General features: G+C 46.0%; 18 protein-coding genes. 5 read left to right on the top strand and 13 right to left on the bottom strand.

The annotated features are described in order from the left end of the window. Positions 1 to 3: 3 nt before the first annotated feature. The 4 genes from LYZ37_RS16070 to LYZ37_RS16055 form a co-directional block, all read right to left on the bottom strand. Complete coding sequence (locus tag LYZ37_RS16070; RefSeq protein WP_272787905.1) at positions 4 to 966, bottom strand: carbohydrate ABC transporter permease; 963 nt, start codon at positions 964 to 966, stop codon at positions 4 to 6. A 21-nt stretch (positions 967 to 987) separates the two neighbouring features. After that, a complete protein-coding gene (locus tag LYZ37_RS16065; RefSeq protein WP_008073992.1) occupies positions 988 to 1,851 on the bottom strand; it encodes a carbohydrate ABC transporter permease in 864 nt (287 codons plus the stop codon). Between the two features lie 90 nt (positions 1,852 to 1,941). Then, the gene (locus tag LYZ37_RS16060) at positions 1,942 to 3,291 is read right to left on the bottom strand and encodes an ABC transporter substrate-binding protein (protein ID WP_272787904.1); all 1,350 of its coding nucleotides are present in this window, start codon (positions 3,289 to 3,291) and stop codon (positions 1,942 to 1,944) included. A gap of 110 nt (positions 3,292 to 3,401) precedes the next feature. Further along, a complete protein-coding gene (locus LYZ37_RS16055) occupies positions 3,402 to 5,099 on the bottom strand; it encodes a sugar phosphorylase (protein WP_272787903.1) in 1,698 nt (565 codons plus the stop codon). A 297-nt stretch (positions 5,100 to 5,396) separates the two neighbouring features. Here LYZ37_RS16055 and LYZ37_RS16050 point away from each other — a divergent pair, with 297 nt between their 5' ends. Next, positions 5,397 to 5,891, top strand: a complete 495-nt coding sequence (locus tag LYZ37_RS16050; protein WP_272787902.1) for a peptidylprolyl isomerase — start codon at positions 5,397 to 5,399, stop codon at positions 5,889 to 5,891. A gap of 24 nt (positions 5,892 to 5,915) precedes the next feature. Here LYZ37_RS16050 and napF read toward each other — a convergent pair whose 3' ends face one another. Both napF and LYZ37_RS16040 read right to left on the bottom strand, forming a co-directional pair. Next, complete coding sequence (gene napF / locus LYZ37_RS16045; RefSeq protein WP_272787901.1) at positions 5,916 to 6,428, bottom strand: ferredoxin-type protein NapF; 513 nt, start codon at positions 6,426 to 6,428, stop codon at positions 5,916 to 5,918. Further along, the gene (locus tag LYZ37_RS16040) at positions 6,421 to 6,990 is read right to left on the bottom strand and encodes a molecular chaperone TorD family protein (protein WP_272787900.1); all 570 of its coding nucleotides are present in this window, start codon (positions 6,988 to 6,990) and stop codon (positions 6,421 to 6,423) included. Before LYZ37_RS16040 ends, napF begins: the two co-directional genes overlap by 8 nt. Positions 6,991 to 7,190: 200 nt before the next feature. Between LYZ37_RS16040 and LYZ37_RS16035 the strand changes: the two genes are divergently transcribed. The 3 genes from LYZ37_RS16035 to LYZ37_RS16025 are packed head-to-tail and all read left to right on the top strand — an operon-like array spanning position 7,191 to position 11,111. Further along, positions 7,191 to 9,632 carry a DmsA/YnfE/YnfF family dimethyl sulfoxide reductase gene (locus LYZ37_RS16035; RefSeq protein WP_272787899.1) on the top strand — a complete coding sequence of 814 codons (2,442 nt, stop codon included), beginning with the start codon at positions 7,191 to 7,193 and terminating at the stop codon, positions 9,630 to 9,632. Between the two features lie 11 nt (positions 9,633 to 9,643). Then, the gene (locus tag LYZ37_RS16030) at positions 9,644 to 10,264 is read left to right on the top strand and encodes a DMSO/selenate family reductase complex B subunit (protein WP_239823972.1); all 621 of its coding nucleotides are present in this window, start codon (positions 9,644 to 9,646) and stop codon (positions 10,262 to 10,264) included. Position 10,265: 1 nt separating this feature from the next. After that, complete coding sequence (locus LYZ37_RS16025; RefSeq protein WP_272787898.1) at positions 10,266 to 11,111, top strand: dimethyl sulfoxide reductase anchor subunit family protein; 846 nt, start codon at positions 10,266 to 10,268, stop codon at positions 11,109 to 11,111. 70 nt (positions 11,112 to 11,181) lie between these two features. Here the strand turns inward: LYZ37_RS16025 and LYZ37_RS16020 are convergent, their stop codons facing one another. Both LYZ37_RS16020 and LYZ37_RS16015 read right to left on the bottom strand, forming a co-directional pair. Continuing rightward, positions 11,182 to 11,574 (bottom strand): GlcG/HbpS family heme-binding protein, encoded by a 393-nt coding sequence (locus LYZ37_RS16020; protein ID WP_272787897.1) that lies wholly within the window; start codon positions 11,572 to 11,574, stop codon positions 11,182 to 11,184. Positions 11,575 to 11,592: 18 nt separating this feature from the next. Beyond that, complete coding sequence (locus LYZ37_RS16015) at positions 11,593 to 12,564, bottom strand: aldo/keto reductase (RefSeq protein WP_272787896.1); 972 nt, start codon at positions 12,562 to 12,564, stop codon at positions 11,593 to 11,595. A 161-nt stretch (positions 12,565 to 12,725) separates the two neighbouring features. Here LYZ37_RS16015 and LYZ37_RS16010 point away from each other — a divergent pair, with 161 nt between their 5' ends. Further along, positions 12,726 to 13,598, top strand: a complete 873-nt coding sequence (locus LYZ37_RS16010; RefSeq protein WP_272787895.1) for a LysR family transcriptional regulator — start codon at positions 12,726 to 12,728, stop codon at positions 13,596 to 13,598. Between the two features lie 42 nt (positions 13,599 to 13,640). Here the strand turns inward: LYZ37_RS16010 and LYZ37_RS16005 are convergent, their stop codons facing one another. The 5 genes from LYZ37_RS16005 to LYZ37_RS15985 form a co-directional block, all read right to left on the bottom strand. Further along, a complete protein-coding gene (locus tag LYZ37_RS16005; RefSeq protein WP_272787894.1) occupies positions 13,641 to 14,207 on the bottom strand; it encodes a nuclear transport factor 2 family protein in 567 nt (188 codons plus the stop codon). A 173-nt stretch (positions 14,208 to 14,380) separates the two neighbouring features. Then, entirely contained in the window at positions 14,381 to 15,568 is a 1,188-nt protein-coding gene (manA, locus tag LYZ37_RS16000; RefSeq protein ID WP_272787893.1) for a mannose-6-phosphate isomerase, class I, read from the bottom strand. A 9-nt stretch (positions 15,569 to 15,577) separates the two neighbouring features. Further along, a complete protein-coding gene (locus tag LYZ37_RS15995; RefSeq protein WP_272787892.1) occupies positions 15,578 to 16,174 on the bottom strand; it encodes a fructose PTS transporter subunit IIA in 597 nt (198 codons plus the stop codon). 12 nt (positions 16,175 to 16,186) lie between these two features. Further along, complete coding sequence (locus LYZ37_RS15990; protein ID WP_272787891.1) at positions 16,187 to 17,890, bottom strand: alpha-amylase family glycosyl hydrolase; 1,704 nt, start codon at positions 17,888 to 17,890, stop codon at positions 16,187 to 16,189. Positions 17,891 to 17,901: 11 nt separating this feature from the next. Then, complete coding sequence (locus LYZ37_RS15985; RefSeq protein WP_272787890.1) at positions 17,902 to 20,523, bottom strand: glycoside hydrolase family 38 C-terminal domain-containing protein; 2,622 nt, start codon at positions 20,521 to 20,523, stop codon at positions 17,902 to 17,904. Between the last annotated feature and the right edge of the window lie 20 nt (positions 20,524 to 20,543).

Below are 20,543 nucleotides of genomic sequence, written 5' to 3'. Positions count from 1 at the left end.
TAATTAACCTTTCACACCACCATCAGTTTTACCACCGTCCATATGACGCATAGCAAACAAGAAACACACAACAACCGGAGCCAGAGTCAGCATTGACGCTGCCATAATGCGATCCCAAATCGCGTTTTTAGAGACGAACAGCTCTTGAAGTGCCAATGGCAATGTATAGAACTCTTTGAATTGTTTTAGGAACACCGAAGCAAATAGGTACTCGTTCCAGCCGATAATAAAGCAGTACATAAATACCGTAGCTAGCATTGGTAGCGACAGCGGCAACACCACCTTCCAGATTGCTTCCTTGCGCGAGTAACCATCCATCATCGCCGCTTCTTCTAACGCAAACGGAATGGTGCGGAAGTAATTACCTAGCATGTACAACGCCACTGGCAGAGTTTGCACTATGTAGATAGCAAACAAGCTGAACAAGCTGCCCCACATATTGGTTGCCAATCCCAAATTTACAGCCATCTGGTAGAGTGGAACCATAAGCAGCACCCCACCGACCATGTAGACAAACAGAACCGAGCGTTGCACTACCACTTGCCCACTGAAGCGCAGTCTAGAGATGGAATAAGCCCCCATCACGGCAAAGACCAGAGAAACAATGGCAGCGCCAGCCGAGATAGCAAAGCTATTAAGCATAAAGCGGCCAAACGGGAATACATCATTGTTGCTGGTGTACTTCGCCATGATGGCGTCTTTTTTGTCCTGAGGCAGCGCTGGATTTGCCAACACTTTTTGAATCGCCGCAGGGATCTCAACCGCTTTTTCCTCGGTTAAACCCAGTAGCTCTTTATAAGCCTCTAAGTTAATCACTTGAGGGATCAGTGACGGGTTGCCCCAGTCAAATTGATGTTTCAGTGACGTCGATAAGATTTGCGCGAACGGCAGCAAACAAAAGCTGACTAGCAAGAAGATCGCCAGTGCAAATCCAATACGTCCTTTAATAGTTGGTTTACCTAACATTTTTTCACCTAGGAATAGCTATTACCACTTCAGAATTTTCTTCACGTAGAACCAAATCAGCACACACAACACGCTGAACTGAATGACAGATGTGGCCGCCGCCAGACCTTGGTCAATGACCCCAGTAAAAGCTTGGTAGTAGGTAAACACTGGCAGTGTTTCTACATTTGGCGCCAATAGGAATACATCTTCAAAGCGGTTGAGGTTCCAAATCAGGCGCAAAATCACCACCGTCGCCAGAACGAAGTAGATCTCAGGGAGCGTAACGTGGAAAAAGCGTCCCACGGGCCCGTAGCCGTCAATCGCTGCTGCTTCATATTGATCCTTAGGAATCGAAGTCAGCTTAGATAGAATCAATAGATAGGCGATCGGAAAGTGCTTCCACACATCAAAAATGATCACCACCCACACTGCGGTATCAGGCTCACCAATCAAGTTGCTACGCGCATCCCATAGGTGAAGCACGTCGACCATCAACCAGTTGAACACACCGTTCACAGGATCGAATAGGAACTGCCAACCAAAGACCACAGAAATAACTGGGGCGAAGTAAGGCATCAAAATCGCCGCGCTAACCAAGCCGCGACCTTTGAATGGATTTTTCATCAACAGTGCAACAGCAAGACCGAGGACTGTGGTACCAACGACAGTACCAAAAAGGTATACGCCTGTGGTTGCGATGGATGAATAGTAATCAGGGTTGGCAAGCAACTTAATGTAGTTCGCCATACCTACAAATGTCTTATCGCCATTTAGCTTGACATCAAAAAAGCTTAAGTAGACGTTAAACACAATTGGGTAGAGTATCAGAAGTCCGATAATACCTATGGTTGGAGCAACAAGTTTCCAACCGAACCGAGCTTCCGCTCTCTCTAATGGAGTCATGGGAAAATCCTTCTAATATCAATTTGAACAACGACTTATCAAATCGATATAAATGGGGAGCGAGTGACCGTCGCTCCCATCTTACAACTATTACTTAGTGATAATCTGCTGCATCTCTTTCTCAGCCCAATCCAACGACTTTTGCGTGTCTTGGTCTTCGATGACGGCACTGTAAATCATGCGAGGAATGATCTGTTTGGAGAAGATTTCGCCTGATTTAGGGAAGGCTTTACCGTCAACAATCGAGAAATCTTTGATGTTGTCGAAACCCGCAATGATCTCTTTGATTGACTCTTTACCATAGCGGTTGAAGATGCCTTTAGGATCATTTAAGAACTCATCGGTTTCTGCGATATCACGCAGCATAGGCAAGTGACCACCCGGCGCCATATGTGAGTAAGCCACCACTTGGTCTTTCTCGTTCATGTATTCAACGAAGGCCTTGGTTGCTTCCAAGTCTTGCTTGTTGTCATTCTTCATGATTGAGAACCCAGTCAAGGTACCAAAAGTAGAAGGAGAAGAGTGGGTCACCGTGGTAGCTAAGCGAGTGTTCTTCGCCAAATCAGGATCGAACGTAGCTCCTTTTAAGTCAGCAAAGTTACTGGTGCCTAGCGAACTGGCTGCTGCCTCAGCCAACGCTAGGTCATCCATGATGTAAGTCGAGTAGAAGAACATCGCCAACTTACCCTGCAAGTAGTAATCACGAGCACGCCAGGTTTGTGGACCTGGTGGCGTGTATTCAGATAACTGCTTGTAGAAATCCAGCGCCTCTTTTTGCTTAGCCGAATTGAAGACAAGATTGCCCTCTTTATCGAACTGACCTGCATCGTTGGACAAGGCAAACTGAGTGTAAACCTGCTCTGCATAACTGTCAGCTTTAGTACCAATCAAAATACCATATTGGTTTTGCTCTGGTTTGTTGAAGTATTTAGCCGCTTTTTCGATGTTTTCCCACGTCGTAGGAGGCTCAAGCCCAGCTTCTTTAAACCAATCCGCTCGGTACCAAATCCCTTGCACCCAACCACTGTAAGGAACGGCAACAAACTTATTCTGCTCTGGGTCCTCAACCATTTTCAGCGCACCTTTGTAGATGCGATCTTTACCAAGGCTGTTGACTACAGCGGTCGCTGCATCTGCATCGGTGATGCCTTGCTCAGCAAATGCCAAAGACAAGTTAGATCCAACCTCAATCAAGTCAGGGAGAGTGTTCGATGCCGCTGCGGCTGCGATCTGCTTAGGCATATCGTTTTCATCTACAGCGACCACTTTTACTTCAATACCTGGGTTAAGGGCTTCGAACACATCCGCCATCACTTCAATCGTCTGAAGACGATCGGATTGCGTTTGCATGGTCCAGTATTCAACCGTTGCAGCCTGCGCTACCGAAGATAGCGTCAGTCCGGCGGCAGCAAGGCCAAGAGTCAGAGTTTTAAGTTTCATCGTTATATCCTTTCAATGTTAGGACTCATATAGTTATTTACCCACTATAGCTACTCAATGAGCATGGTGGGTGCGAGGGCTAATCCACTACCCCTCAGCTTTAATGGCAATTACTTGCTCAACCACATCACTTGATATGGTTTTAGTTCGGTAACACCTGTTACAGCACTACCTGAAATCAAGTCACAGCGAATACCTGGCAGCAAAGCATTGGTATCGAGTTCAACCGCCTGACTTGAAATATTGATCGCCACCACAACCTCTTCTCCACGCACTAACGTAATAAGTTGGTTGCCGGTTTTCACAATTCGTTGGGATGCATTTGGCGCAAAAGCGCTATGCTGTTTTCTTACACTCAACAGCTGTTTGAACCTAGCGAGAACCTGAGCACGACGAGACGCTGGCAGGGCCAACTCTGCCTCAACGGTTTCGCGATCCAATTTCTCGCGGTTGATGGCACGGTTATAGCCTAGCTTTTCTAGACCAGCCAAATCGTTACCCGAGCCAAGTAGGCTGTGGACGTATATACCCGGCACACCCGCCAGCGAAAGCAGAATCGACTGCGCGGCCATGAAGCGATCTAAGTTGATTGCATCACTTACCTGCGGATCTCTAACGGCGTCGAAGAAGTTGATGTTGAGTTCATAAGGGCTTTGGGTGCCATCGCCATTATCTTTATAAGAGACACGACCGCCGTTACTCGTCACAACGTTCAGCAGGTGATCAACTTGTTGCTTATTCAAAATGCCTTCGACCGGACGCACGCCAATACCATCATGAGAAGCAAGGAAATTGAAGAAAGTAGTGCTCTCGGTACAAGGCTCTAAGCTGTCCATCCACTCGACGATTTTTTCACTGTTACCAGTTTGCAAGGTATGCAAAGTCAGTGGCGGAAGTGGGAATTGATAAACCAGATGTGCTTCATTACTACCGTTGCCGAAGTAACTAATATTGTCTTTATGCGGCACGTTGGTTTCAGTAATAAGCTTAACGTGCGGCGCAGCGGCGTCCATCACAGCACGCATGGCTTGGACCAAGGCGTGTGTTTGCGGTTGGTGAATACATGGTGTATCGAGCTCTTTCCACATAAAACCAATCGCATCTAATCGGATATACGTTGCACCTTGTTCGGCATAGAACAGCAGCAGTTCAACGATTTTCAGGAACACTTCTGGGGTACGAAAGTTCAGATCAATTTGGTCAGCGCTAAAGGTTGTCCAGATATGCTTGATGCCGTGCGCCGTTTCAAACTTGGTCAGCAAAGGTAATGCGCGAGGTCGAGTGACCGAGCTGTAATCTCGATCGGGATTAGCTTCGGTAAAGAAGTGACGGTACTTATCATTACCTTTTAGGTAACCTTGGAACCAGTCACTGGATTGCGAAATGTGATTGATAACTCCATCAAACATCAAGTCGTAGTCTTTCGCCAACGCCTGTACGTTGTTCCAGTCACCAAGTTCTGGATTGATTTTCCAGTAATCGACCACAGAGAAACCATCGTCTGATGTGTATGGGTAACAAGGTAGAATGTGCACAGCAGAAAGAACCTCCTGTGCGTGTTGATTCAAAAATTCATTCAATGTTTGAAGAGGAAACTGACCAGGCTGCTTAATAGAGTCACCATATGTAATCAACATGATGTCGTTCTGATCGACCCATTGCTTTTTGTTTTCCACTGAGGCGTGAGCACCAACTACTTTGACTAGCTTAGGGATCAGTGCATTCAGCTGAGCTGGTGAATACACACCAGCGAGAATCTGTTGCAGGTCTTTAGCTACGCTATCCAATTTAACTTGCTTCTGGTTCATTTCTATCCCGTTACCTTAAAAACACACCAAAACCGGTTTTGATGAGATTTAAAAAATTGACGACACAGATACGAGTCGCCACTAACATTCAAACTACCAATTAGTCTAAACATGAATCTCTGATGATAATTTGACCTAAATCTCATTTATAAAATGATCAAAACCGGTTTTGAATTTTCGTGAATACGATCACTATTAACATAGGAGTCATTAAGGTGTATATGAAGGAACACGACGAGCCGATAGCCCTATTTCTTGCTATAATCGCAGGGTTTTCTTTCCCAATGAGTAATAACAATGATCATTTTATCAACCACTTACGGCGATATTGAAATTGAATTAAATATGGAAAAAGCGCCAGTGAGTTCAAAGAACTTTCTGCGTTACTGCCAAGAAGGCTTCTATGAGGGAACGATTTTCCACCGCGTGATTGATGGATTTATGATTCAAGGTGGCGGTCATATTGAAGACATGACCGAGAAAGAGACTCATGCGCCTATCGCGAATGAAGCGAACCGCGGCCTAAAGAACAAAACCGGTACCATCGCTTTTGCTCGAACTGATGCCCCGCATTCTGCTACAGCACAGTTCTTTATCAACCTAGATGACAATGACTTCCTTGATCATACCGCCAAAACCAACCAAGGCTGGGGCTATGCCGTGTTTGGTAAAGTGACCGCAGGGATGGACGTGGTGAACAACATAGGTAAAGCCATGACTGGCAGTAAAAAAGGTCATGATGACGTGCCTTTAGACACAATTAAGATCAACAAAGTAACCATCACTGACTAAACACTTTGTTTGTGCCGACAATCGCTATGAATAAAAAGCCATTGAAATAGCACCTAAATAACAATGGCTACGGCATTGCCCGCAGCCATTGCATTTTTCTTCGTCTACCACTGGACGCTCCCCCTCTTCAACACGGATTGCTGATTGAGGACACCCAATAGCGCACTGCTGACAATCAATTTGTAGGTAGTTGTTACAGCTCTGAGAGAAGTCTGGTCGTAGATTGATTTTATTCATCTGAGAAGCGTGTAGCGCCCCACTGGAGCACACCTTAGTGCACTCGTCACATAGTGAACACTCGTTGTAATCCAGATTGAGCCTTGCTGTTTGATCCCTCATCTCGATAACACTATTGGGACAAATACGCTGGCATTCGCCGCAACCATCACAGAGACGCAAGAAAAGCGCCTCATCCACAGCTTTAGGTGGTCGCGGCCCAGTTCTCGGCGTTTGCTCTGGTTGCTCAGATAAACGACTTACTGGCTTAGATAGCCGAGAAAGAAAACCTCTGCGATTTGTATCAATAGTTTCAATCATTTAAATATATTTTCTTCTCTTCAACGACTAACTCAAGGTCGATAATAAGTTTGTTTAACCAATCAGAAACATCTAGGGCTAACAGGCTATAAAACTTATTGTGTGAAACTTTATTTAATAAATCTAGGTAAATCATTCCCCAGACTAATAAGTGGGATTCCATTAATATTTTTGCGGATTTCGTTTTGTTGCTTTCTAATAAAAAAGCAAACGCTAGTAGCATCAATCCAAATTGGTCTTCAGGCTCTCTAATACCCGTATTTAATTCAATTTCGTTATCTGATAAAAATTGGCGATATTGAACCGTTGATTCACCAAAGACAACCTTTTCTCTATCGAGGTAAACAGATCCCCATGGCGGAGCTTTCATCTCACCCAAACCTTCAAAAAGCTCTGTAAAGTCAGCGCTTAATGTGTCTTCATCAAGCTCTAATAAGGACTGTTTAGTCGCCTCACTCAATACCCCATCTTCAAAAAGTGCGGTAGTAAGCTCGATTAGCTCATTCTTGCTTTTCTTTTGATGGAATAATATTCCCAACAACTTCGCGGTATCGATAATCATTTCTATTTTCATTAAATGTAACTGTGATTAATTATAAATTATCATTCACTATTTAATATTAAATGAATGTCAAAAATACAATTATTAAAATTTATAGCACGTTATTTTGATTTTTATCAAAACCAGTCCAATCCTTGATATTACCAAGCACAAACTACCTATAAGGTATTATCCATTAGTAATATAAAAGGCATCTTTGTATGACGAATAACAAAAAAGAATCTGGAGTAATGAATCTTACTCGCCGAGGGTTTATCAAAGCCTCTTCGGCGGTAGGTAGCGCTGCTGCATTGGCCAGTGGTATCAGCTTACCATTCACTTCAAAACCTGTTGCTGCTGCTGTTTCAAAACACGTCGACGAAAAAGTTGTGTGGAGTGCGTGTACCGTTAACTGTGGTTCACGTTGCCCGCTGCGTATGCATGTGCAAGATGGTGAAATCAAGTACGTTGAAACCGACAACACCGGCAGCGATGTTTACGGCGAGAGCACACAAGTAAGAGCTTGTTTGCGTGGTCGCTCGATGCGTCGTCGTGTCTACAACCCCGACCGCCTCAAATACCCAATGAAGCGCGTGGGTAAGCGTGGTGAAGGTAAGTTCAAGCGCATTACCTGGGAAGAAGCGTACGATGAAGTTGCAGGTACGATGCAGCGTCTTATCAAAGAGTATGGTAACGATTCTATCTACCTCAACTATGGTACAGGCACACTTGGCGGCACAGTAACTAAGTCTTGGCCACCTGCGTCAACATTGATTGCTCGTCTTATGAACTTATGTGGTGGATACCTAAACCACTATGGTGACTACTCGACTGCACAAATCGCCAAAGGTTTGAGCTACACCTACGGTGGCTGGGCAAACAACAACTCTTTCTCTGACTTAGCCAATACTAAGCTCAACGTTCAGTTTGGTAACAACCCAGCTGAAACGCGTATGTCTGGCGGCGGCTTGATTCACCATTACGTTGAAAGTAAGAATAAGTCGAACGCGAAAACCATCATCATTGACCCGCGCTACACAGATACTGCGGGCGGTCGCGAAGATCAATGGATTCCAATTCGCCCATCTACCGATGCTGCCCTTGTTGCTGGTTTGGCTTATGTCATGATCACAGAAGAGCTTGTTGATCAGCCGTTCCTAGATAAATACTGTGTCGGTTACGATGAGAAGACGCTTCCTGCCTCTGCGCCTAAAAACAGCGATTACAAATCTTACATTCTCGGTAAGGGTGAAGATGGCATTGTGAAGACACCTGAGTGGGCCTCAAAAATCACCGGTATTCCAGTCGACACCATCGTTAAGCTTGCACGTGAAATGGGCACGAACAAACCTTGTGCTATCCACCAAGGTTGGGGACTACAACGCACCGCAAACGGCGAGCTAGCTTGTCGCGCGATCGCTATGCTTTCTCTGCTTACAGGCTCTGTCGGTGTTGCAGGCGGCTCAACAGGTGCACGTGAAAGTGACATCAACATTCCATTTGTGCGCTTCCCAACTGTCCCTAACCCAATCGAAACCTCTATCTCAATGTTTCTTTGGACGGATGCAATCTACCGTCACCATGAGATGACTGATAAGACAGATGGTGTTCGTGGCGCAGAGCGTCTTAAAAACCCAATCAAGATGATTTGGAACTATGCGGGTAACTGCTTGATCAACCAACATGCAGACATCAACCGCACACACGATATTCTGCAAGATGACAAGGCGTGTGAAATGATCGTAGTGATCGATAACCACATGACTTCTTCAGCAAAATACGCAGACATCATCCTGCCAGACTTAACAACGTCAGAGCAAGATGACTGGGCAATGGATGGTAAAGCCGCTAATGCGCCTTACTTTATCTATGCACAAAAAGCGATCGAGCCGCAATTCGAAGCAAAAGGCATCTATGAGATGTGTAGTGAAATTGCTAAACGTATGGGAGTAGAGCAGGCCTTTACCGAAGGTCGAACTCAAGAGCAATGGGTAGAACACCTTTACGCTGAAACGCGCAAGCAAGACCCATCACTCCCTACGTTCGAAGAGATGAAAGAGCTAGGTATTTACAAGCGCCAATACAACCGCGACTACATAGCTTACGAAGATTTCCGTAACGACCCAGAAGCGAATCCACTCAACACTCCTAGTGGCAAGATTGAGATTTACTCCGAGCAACTGGCTGAAATCGCGGCGACTTGGGAACTCAAAGATGGCGATGTCATTCACCCGTTACCTATCTATGTAGACTCATTCGAAGGTCATAATGACCCACTAGCGAGCAAGTACCCACTACAGCTGACGGGCTTCCACTATAAAGCTCGCTGTCACTCAACGTACGGCAACGTGGCTGAAATTAAAGCAGCCGCTCGTCAAGAAGTGTGGATCAACCCGATTGATGCTGCAGAGCGCGGTATTCAAAACGGAGACATGGTCAGTATTTTCAATGACCGTGGCGAGGTTCGTATCCCAGCAAAAGTGACCCCACGTATTTTACCGCGTGTTGTCGCACTTGGTGAAGGTGCTTGGTATGCACCTGATGGTCAGAAAGTCGACCACGCTGGCTCAATCAACGTATTGACCACACAGCGCCCAAGTCCGCTTGCTAAGGGTAACCCTCAGCATACAAACCTTGTTCAGATCAAAGCAGTTAAAGCATAAGGTAGGTTGGAATGAAACAATACGGCTTTTACATTGATTCAAGTAAATGCACAGGTTGTAAAACTTGCCAGCTTGCTTGTAAAGATTACCGCGACCTAGACATCAAACGTAACTATCGCCGCGTTTACGAATACGCTGGTGGTGGCTTTGTTCAAGATGGCGACACTTGGGTACAGAAAGATGTCTTCTCTTACTATCTATCGATTGCCTGTAACCACTGCTCTAACCCAGCATGTGTGAAAGTGTGCCCATCTGGCGCAATGCACAAGCGTACCGAAGACGGTCTTGTCGTCGTTGATGAAGACGTGTGTATCGGTTGTCAGCACTGTAGCAATGCCTGCCCTTACGGCGCCCCACAATACAGTAAAGAGAAAGGTCACATGACTAAGTGTGACGGCTGCTATGAGCGTGTGGCAGAAGGCAAACAGCCGATGTGTGTTGAATCTTGTCCTCTGCGCGCACTTGAATTTGGTGAGATCGGCGAACTACGTGAAAAATACGGCACCACAGCTGATGTGGCACCATTACCATCCTCTAGCCTAACGCTGCCAAACATAGTGATTAAGCTAAACAAAAACTCAAAACCAACCGGTGATACCAGTGGTTTCTTAGCTAACCCGAAGGAGGTGTAAGATGATTTTCCATGAGTATTCGTTAATCTTCTTTACGGTGTTAGCGCAAACCGCTGTGGGTGGCTACATCCTAGTCAGTGCTCGCGCACTGGCAATGGGTCATGATGAAGAGAAAATCAACAGCTACAAAGTGCCGATGTTTGTACTTTGGGCTCTGATGGGAGTGGGGTTTCTATTCTCTACTACTCACTTAGGCTCTCCATTCCGTGCCTTCAACGCACTAAACCAAGTGGGAACCGCATGGTTATCGAATGAAATCTTCTTCGGTGCCGCTTTCTTTGCGGTAGGTGGTTTGCAATGGCTACTTTCTGTACTGAAAAAAGGTGGAGCGGGTATCCAAAAAGCGCTGATGATTGGTGCTATGGTGCTTGGGGCGATCTTCATGTACGCGATGATTAACGTCTACATGATTGATACCGTGCCGACTTGGTTTAACGCCTACACACCACTGAGCTTCATCATGACTATGGTGGTTGCAGGTTTACTACTGTCTCAACTTGTGATTGTGTCAGCGAATGATTCACGCTTCACCGTTGACCGCACTATCATCATGCTTGCTGTCGTAGCTGTGGCGCTGAGCCTTGTTGTCACAATGGGTAAAGCTAACCTAATTGGTGACATTCAAACTTCTGTGGTTAAAGCATCCCAACTGGTTGATGGCTTCGGGGTCTACCTTGGCGTCCAAGTCGCGTTGTTGATGGCTGGCCTACTGATTTGGGCTTTACCAATGATCAACAAATCAAGTGTTAACCCGGTCAACCTAAGCGTAGCGTTAGTGTTAATCCTCGCTTCAGAGCTGATTGGTCGTGGTTTGTTCTACAGCCTACACATGACTTCAGGTTTATAACCAATCGCTGCTAATAAAAATCCCCAAGTTGAAAAACTTGGGGATTTTTGTTTTGGCCTATAAACGACAACTAAAACACCGCGTTAAGTACCTCAATCGCTAGCGTTTCGTCCTCTTCTTCACTCAGACCACTGACCCCGATGCCCCCGACAACGACACCATTTCGCTCAATCGGTAGGCCGCCTTTAAAACCTGTGATCTTTGGATCTGTCCAGTAGGAGAGTGTTTTGCCTGTTTCCCGCACCCAAGCGCCGAGGTTGCCACTTGGCTGACGATCACGAGCTGATGTATACGCTTTGCTTTGCGCCAGCACTCCTGCTTGTAGACTGACACCATCCATACGAATGAAGCCCAGTAGCTCACCGTGGGTATCACAAATACTCACTGCAATAGATTGGCTTGCCGCTGTCGCTTTGCTAATCGCCTCATTTATCAGGGCTTGTACATTATTTTGATTAAGCATAGTTCTCTCCAATCTAAACTAAGGCAGCGCATGGCCACGCGCTTTAACAAATAGGCTGTACCACTCTTCACGAGTCAGGGTAACCGAGGTTGAAGTAGCGCACGCTTTAATGCGTTCAAGGTTAGTAGTGCCAATAACAGGCTGAATACTTGCCGGATGACGAAGTAGAAACGCCAGTACAATCGCTTCGCTTGGAACTTGGTACTTGTGGCAAAGCGTCGCCACATATTCAGCGGTGTTGCGAACACTTTCACTGTCTGAATGGCGACCTTGCTCAGAAAACGCGCCTCTAGCAAGGCTACCCCATGCCTGAAGCTGAACACTGTTTGCACGGCAGTACTCCAATGTACCACTGGCAAAATTGATCTCTTGCTGGCTTGGTGTACCGACCATCACACCATCGTTTAGCCAATCTAACTTCGCTAGTGACATTTCAACTTGGTTAGCCACAATCGGCATATCTAACGCTGACTGTAAAAACTGAATTTGGTGATGATTCATGTTCGACACGCCAAGGTAGTCAAACTTGCCCGCTTGTTTTAGCTGGTTCAAAGCACTTGCTAACTCATCTAACTCAACCAAAGGATCTGGGCGGTGCAGCAAGAACACATCAAGTTTTTCGGTATTAAGTCTGCTTAATATGCCGTTTAATGATTCTGTCACCCACTCAGCAGAAAAATCATACCTTCCAGGGCCAAACTCATCTTCAAAACGAATACCGCACTTAGATTGCAAGTACATAGCATCTCGCAACGAAGGGCTTTGCTTTAGCACCTCACCAAAGGCTTGCTCAGCTTTACTAAAGGTGTAAATGTCAGCATGGTCAAAGACATTGATTCCTGACTCCAGTGCAGTTTCAACAACGCTTTGTGCCTGCCTGATGTCATCGGCCTGTAGAGGGTTATCATTCCACCCTCCACCTAAACCCATGCACCCATACACCAATTGGCTTGCATTAGGTAAGTACTTACTAATCGGAGATTGATCCATAGCGGTCACCAGTTAAGTTTCTCATTCTGTTGAACAAATATTATTGTTTCCATTCAGTTCAATAAACTAGCTAATAGTAAAAACACTGTTTACTATTAGGAAACCTAACTAATCAATGAAGTGAGCTTAAACAAGTGGATGTGAAAAACGTAGAGCGGCTAATGATGTTCTTAGAGCTTGCTGAACAGGGCAGCTTTACCAAAGCAACTGAGAAGCTCGGCATATCCAAGGGCTATATGTCTAAGCAAATTAAAGCGCTTGAAGAGGAGCTTAAAACAAAGCTTGTGGTGCGCTCGACTCGCCATATGCGTTTAACCGCCGAAGGCCAGCGAGCCTATAACCATGGTTTAAAAATCAAGCATCAAATCCACACGTTTAGAGATAATGTCCAAGAGGAAAACGAACAGGTTAGTGGGTTGCTTCGCCTGACCGCTCCCAAGATGTTTACTGAAGCATTTCTTAGCGATATCTGTTTTAAGTTCAAGCAGCTGCACCCTGATATAGAGTTTGAACTTAACTCAAGCTTTACCAAACACAACCTTATTCAAGATGATATCGATCTAGCGATCCGTGCCACCAATACCCCGCCAGATAACCTGGTCGCGCATAAACTGTTTAGCTATCGACACATTCTGGTCGCATCTGCCAACTATCTAGCAAACAATAGCATTCCAGAGGTTGAAGGCGATCTTCTAGACCATAGTTGCCTGACAACCCTTCACCAGACAAACTGGCCACTGAAGTCAAGTGATCCGATCGTATCTGGCTGGTTGAAGACCAACGAGAACCACGTATTAAAACAACAAGCATTAGAGGGAAGAGGAATTGTTCGGGTACCAAGTTATTACGTCGAGCAAGAAGTAGAGCGAGGAGAGCTTCGAGAAGTGTTGAGTGAACAGAATTCAGGGCAAACAAACACCTTTTATCTTTTGTATCCCCAACCGGTTTACCCACCAGCAAAACTCATCACCTTTATTGAGTACGTTAAAAGCTATTTCGAAAATACCGATTACGCTTTTGAACAGAAAGACTAAATCCCCAAGCAAGCTTGGGGATAGTATGAATAGTCGCTTCAATTACTCGCTAAAGAAGCGGTTAAAGAATTCATCTGAGCGGTAGAGATCACCTGAGAAATTTTGTACTCGTTGAATTTTACCGTTTTCAATTTGATAGAGTAGAACCCAGTTCACATCGATCTTCTCACCTTCTGCGGTACTCCAACCACGGTGAGCATCAATCACGTAAGTATCGTTTGCTGCCAGAATCATCACTTCCGCTTTAAAGCCGGCTTTGCCTAATTGATTGAAGAATCCAACAAACTCATCAATACCGCGTTTAGTGCCAGCTAGATTATGGCGACCAGGAATATGCCACTCAACGTCTTCAGCAACATACTGCTTGAGTGTTTCCATATCACCTGCGCCATATGCAGCAAAAAATCCTTGTACCACTTTCAATGCACCGCTCTGCTCTGACCCCTTAGCTACAGGGTTAGCAGGTTTAGGCCACAGCGTTGGGTTGTTGATTTCGACTGCGTCTTGCATCGCTTGCGTGTTGGTTGATTCTGCTGCGACAGCACTGTTAAAACTTGCCGCTGCAAATAGGCTTAGAAGAAGTGTTTTCAGGCTCTTTGTTGTGTTCATCTGGTATCCCTCATTACTGGTGAGTAGAGGCTAAATGGTTGCCTCTCGTTATTGGATGAACACAGTATAGAGAGCGATATTGATTAAAATAAGAACCAGTAATCCTACTTTATTATTAGCTTTAAACTAACAAACCCACCAAGGTGGTGGGTTTGATTGATTAAGCATATTTGTCAGTTGTAGGCGCGTGCTAGGGTGCCATTACCTTGGTAACTGTACATACCTGAATCATTGCTGATAAACACTGATTCTCCCGGTTTTAGTCGCAGCGCTTGCTCATTTACTTCGACCTCAACCTCTCCCTCAACACAGAACAGTATCTCAGCACTGCGAAGGTATTGACGCTTAATAGCATCATTGGCAGTCAAGATGTCAAAGCCAAAGTCATCCACTGGAATAGGATAACTCTGCTTTCCTTCTTTGTAGATAGGTGCCAGCTTAATTTGCTCCGGATTGGTCGAGACAAACAAGGTGTTATCAGTCAACTCATCCACATCAATATGCTTAGGCGTTAAGCCTGCACGCAGCACATTGTCCGAGTTGGCCATGATCTCTAGCCCAGTGCCTTGAACATAAGCATGCGGCGTTTCAGCATGAAGGAACATAGCCTCACCTGGCGCTAACTCAATCGTGTTAAGAAACAACGGAGAAAGTAAACCAATATCACCCGGATAGTGCTTGTTAAACTCCGCCACATACTCAAACACTTCACGCATCAAGGCAGTTTTAGGGCCACGTATCAATGCTTGATCAAGCTGTTCTAATGCGCTGATTTTTCTCTGCTCATCCAAAGACATAATGGCAGTGAAAAACTCACGTAAGCCATCGCTGTTTGGTTTCGCATCAAGCGCACTCACCTCGGTATCTAAGGCTGCAATGCCCGCTTGTTGGAACAAGTCGATGATCTGACTGATAGGCCGAAATCCATTCATCGCCTTGTAGAAGGTTAGCGCATACACTAACTCAGGCTTGTGGTTCGGATCCTTGTAGTTACGATGGGCAGCGTTTAGTGCAATCCCCTGCTCATTTTCACGTGCAAATCCTGCTTCCGCTTTATGTTTACTTGGATGAACCTGAATCGACAACGGCGTTTCTGCCGCAAGCACTTTAAACAGATAAGGCAGCTCACCAAAACGCATCGCAGTGTAATCCCCAAAGATACTTTTGCTGTCTTGGGCGATCACATCAGAAAGCAGCTCTCCCGTTGCTGCGACACGCGAGCATCCGTTGGGGTGTGCCCCCATCCAAATTTCCGCTTGTGGTTGGCAGTCCGAGTTATCGATTCCAAACATTTTAGAAATCGACTCTTTACTGCCCCACGCGTAGTTTTGAATAACGTTATCCAGTTTAAAAACAGACATAACGCACCATTAAAGTAATAGGAAGAGGAATGCTGAAATCAGCACACCCGCCCCAAGCACCAACGGATAAGCAAAGCGGCTAAGATCTTGCGCCAACTCTTCGGTTGAATTTGGCTCATCTTGAGCTGACTCAACTGGCTGCTCTGCCTCTTGCTCTGCACCAAATAGCGCCATCACTTGCTGCGGAGAGTTTGCCGCTTGCAGTTGGTCACGGAAATCATCGTCCACCAATGAAGAAGTCAGTGTAGTCAGCACTTCCATATGGGTCGAACCCGCTTCTGCTGGCGGAATCGCCAATAGGAAGATCATAGTCACTGGCTCATCGCCATCGAGACCTTTCCACTGCATCTCATCTTTAACAAACGCACACGCAAACACCGGCTCTTTTACTGCTGGCGACTTACCATGTGGCACCGCTAAGTATTCACCGAGCGCTGTTGGGCCTTCATCTTCACGTTTCAGCACGGCTTCAAGGAACTGGTCACGATCAGTTAACTTGCCCGCTTGATCAATTTTGTCGACCAAGGCATTGATCGCTGCGAAGCGCCCATCAAAGGTAGCATCGAGCATGATTAGATTTTCAGACGTTAAGTTAGCTAGTTTCATCATTGACTCCTACTACTGGGCTTGCGGCTGAGTCAGCCAAACAAATTGATATGGTTTAAGTGTAAATTGCGCATCGAACTCGCGCTGTGAAATCAGATCCAAACCACCTGCTGCTAGCGATACTTCCGCTGCTTGCTCCGATAGGTTGACCACAAATTGAATCGCACTTTCCCCTTCACCGCGTTTAAGTCCAAACAGTCCATGACCTAGCTCTAGCACTTGCTGAGATGAGCTTGGTGAGAAGGCTTTTTGCCCTTTACGCAACTGGAGAAGACGCGTCATTTCACTGTAAACACGTTGACGTAACGAGCCCTCTTCAGCCAGCTCAGTTTCTAGCTGAGCAAAGTCAAACTTCTCACGGTTGATGCGGCGGTTAATGCCCGAATCCAGCATCCCTTGTACATCGTTTTCACTGCCAAGTAAGCTGTGATAGTAAACCGCAGGCACACCGATGAACGAGAGCAAAATAGATTGCGCAGCTAGGAACTTGCTCGCTTTTAACTCGTCACTATCACTAGGCTCCGTCACCGCACTCAGATAGTTAATATTCAGTTCGTAAGGAGACTGGGTGCCGTCACCGTTATTCTTGTAGTTAACTCGTCCACCTTTGCGTTCGACGTGCTGACACATCATTAGACGATCGTCATCGCTCAAGATCCCTTCTGTTGGGCGTACACCAATCCCATCATGGCTAGCGAGGAAGTTAAAGTAGGTTGTCTTGCGTCCCGTATTGAGAGACTCCATCGCCTCTGCCGTTAAACCTTTAGCCCAAGTTGTTAATACTTGGCTATCTTGACTTAAGAACGCGTGCAAGGTTAATGGTGGCAGTGGGAACTGATACACCATGTGCGCTTCATCGCCTTGACCAAAGTAAGAGATGTTCTCTTTGTGCGGTACATTGGTTTCAGTGATCAGCAGAGAACCCGGCATCACCTCGTCGAGCACAATGCGCCACAACTTAATGATCTCGTGAGCTTGCTCTAAGTGGATACAGGTCGAGTTCAGTACTTTCCAGATAAAACCAATCGCATCTAAGCGAATCGAACGACCACCATTTGCCGCATACATCAGCAAAATATCAATGCTTTCGAGCAGGACTTGTGGACTCTTAAAGTTAATGTCGATCTGGTCTTCAGAGAAGGTAGTCCACACATGAGTTGTCTCACCCGAAGCCTTGGTAAACGGTGTTAGGAGCGGTAATGCGCGGGGGCGCGTAACACTCGAATAATCTAGGCTTGGGTCAGACTCAATAAAGTAATCTTGATAAGCTTCATCTCCGGCTAAAAAGCGCTGAAACCAGTCACTACTTTTAGAGATGTGATTAATCACGCAGTCATACATCAAGTCGAAGTTTTCAGCTAATGCGTTAAGCTCACTCCAGTCGCCTAAGTTAGGATCGACTTTGCGATAATCAACCACACTAAAACCATCGTCTGAGGTATATGGGAACATTGGCAAGATATGAATGTTGCTCAAGGCGCCTTTCAGATACTTATCAGCAAAGGTTTTCATCGTCGCTAAAGTAGGCTGGCCTTGCTCTTGTACGCTGTCGCCGTAAGTAATGAGATAAGATGTTGTCTCATCGACCCAGTTAGCGTAATTCGGTGCTTTGCCTTGCCACTTTTCAACCAGGGCATGGATTTCTTGGGTGATGCTTTCCGCTTGCTCATCTCCGTAGAGCAAAGCGACTTTTTGGTAAATTTTCTCGTTGTTCATACTCTGCTCCACTAGATTTTAAAGCCAATGCGTAGGTCGATTGAGTTGTTCGGTTTGACTGACCACTCTTGTTCCACACTCTGCTCGCGGTAATTTACACGCTCCACCTGAGCAAAATGGGCAAACGCCGTGGTATCAAGTTGCTGCACATCCTCTGTGGCATTAAACAGGCGCACAATCACGGCATTGTCTTGATAGAAGGAGTGACCAATACTTGAAAGCGTCAGTGGCTGATTCACTTCAAACAGGCTGAATGACTTCACCGCTGAACGGGTGTCAAAGCGGACTTGGAAACGTTCGAGACGATTTTCAAAGCTGTTTAGTGACTGCTTCTGGTAGCTAAACGGCAGGTCGAGATATTGGCTTTCTAGGACTCGCAGCGTTAGATGGCTTGCATCTGTCGGCATCGCAATCGAGAAAGCAAAGCTCATCGATTTTTGCAGCTGAGCATCTGGCGTATACACCACGGTATTGTTGATGCCAGAAGCTCGCCCCGGGCGCCACAACAGATCATCTTTACCTAGCTTGCCCGTCGCTTTAAACAGCGTCAGCGCAATCACATCACTCTGCTCATCTGGTAAAATTTGGAACTCTTTCAGGCCGCGACCATTTACCACCACCGCTTTACCGGCTTGCTCAATCGCAACCGCACCATCTGTGGTTTCAATATCAATCGGACACTCACGGAAGCGCTCTTGCCAGCCTTCAACACTCGGGGCAATTGGACGCGTCATCACAGCAAACGGCTGAGTAGCGACGGATTCCTGGCTTTGTACATCGGAGTTAATCAGTACACGAACGCGGTGGTCACACGCCTGATTTACAGTGTGAATTGAGACTTTTAGCTGCTCGTCATTGGCATCTAGTGTCAATGTAATTTCAAAACTGGCTTGAACCAGCTCATTACCTGCTTGACGCGACTCTAAATCTGAAGGCACAGGCATTGTTGCCAGCAGCGTCATTGTCTGCTCAGTCTCGCCTACTTGGCTTGATAGCCAAGTTAACTCATTGAGATAACGTGGTTCGTCTCCTTCTAAAGGCGAGAAGTCGTAAGAGTCACCATCATCAGCCTGCTCTTCAAAACGCAGCAACTGTTCAATCACGCGGCCTGTTGCTTTGTGGGTTAAGCTCAGTTCACCATCTTTCAACGTGACGGTTAACGCCGCATTTTCAATCGTTTGAACATCACTGCTCTGCGTAAGCATCGCTGACTCTGACTCAACCACTTGGAAGACTTGGTAGCCCATCGCAGGAAGGTTGGACACCTTCACGTTCAATTCAAAGCGGTAGTATGGCGGCACGGCGACTTCTTTCTCACCATCTTTAGTCACTTCAATGACCTTGCCACCATCTAAGGTCTCGCGCGCAAGAATTTCGGTCGCAAGCAGGGCTTTACCATCCGACAAGGCAATAGACGGGTGCTTAGAGAAAGCGACAACCTTTGCAACACCGTCAAATGGTGTGATTTGGCCGTTAAAGATCATCACTTCATTGTCATCACATGCACTACTAGCAATCTCTTTCACCACTAGGTTGTATAAGCCGTGACAGATCTCTTCGGCTTGCTTTAGACGGTGCATGATATCTGCGTTGGTGGCATCGCTATTACACCCACCCATACTGTCATGGGCGTGACATTCAAGGATCTTCTTCCAAGCCATATCCACCAGCTCAGTGTGAACTATGATGCCTTGTGCTTTAGCAATCGCAATCACGACTTCAAGCTTCTTGAGTAAGAACTGCTCAATCTCGAAGTTGAGCTTTTTAATGTCGTAGCGAACAGAGCCAATTGTCTTATGGATACGAGTGTATCGCGGCGCTTTGAACTCACCTTGGTAAGTTTCAAATTCACTGCTGTTGCGGCGAAGAAAATCAACAAAGCTTTCCATCGATGAGATGGTGTAAATGTCCCCAGCAGGCGAACGTTCGCTGGCAGCTTGCAAAGTTTCCGGTAGATTCGGGTCAATACTGACCTGATCGCCACCGGATGGGATCAGCACTTCATCAAGACCTGACAGCGACTTAATCTTGTCAATCATCGGGAAGATTTTTTTGTCTAGATGGTCTGCATTAGGAACGATGTTTTTCGCCGCGCCGTAACCATGAACTAGATTGTAAGCGTAGATTGAATCTCCACCTTGCGATTTCCAGAAGAAGTGCGATTTTTCTACGTGTTGGTCGTAATCAATACCACGCCAAAATACGATGTTATCGATCCCCATTCCCTTGAACAGTGTCGGCATTTGCGCGTTGTGACCAAAGGTGTCCGGTAGGTAACCAACCTTCATGCTGTGACCGAGTTCTTCTGCGATATGCATGCCGTACTTCAAGTTACGGATAATTGACTCGCCTGCTACATTGTAGGTATCGGTCTGAGTGTACCAAGGGCCGATAAAGAGTTTTTTATCGCTCACCAATTTAGCCATACGCTCACGCATGTTCGGAAGCACTTTGAGATAATCTTCAACAATCGCAGATTGACCATCTAGGTGGTAGCAGCTGTAGCTTGGTTGGTTCTCCAAAGTTTCAATTACTTTGGTGAAGTTATAAGTTGCCAGAACGTCACTGTCTTGCTGAGTAAAATACCACTCACGATCCCAGTGAGTGTGAGGAATGACATGTACTTTTGCCATGGGGAAACTCTCGATAAATT

It is taken from the genome of Vibrio tubiashii (assembly GCF_028551255.1).
Classification (GTDB): domain Bacteria; phylum Pseudomonadota; class Gammaproteobacteria; order Enterobacterales; family Vibrionaceae; genus Vibrio; species Vibrio tubiashii_B.
This window is presented reverse-complemented; position numbering and strand designations above follow the sequence as displayed.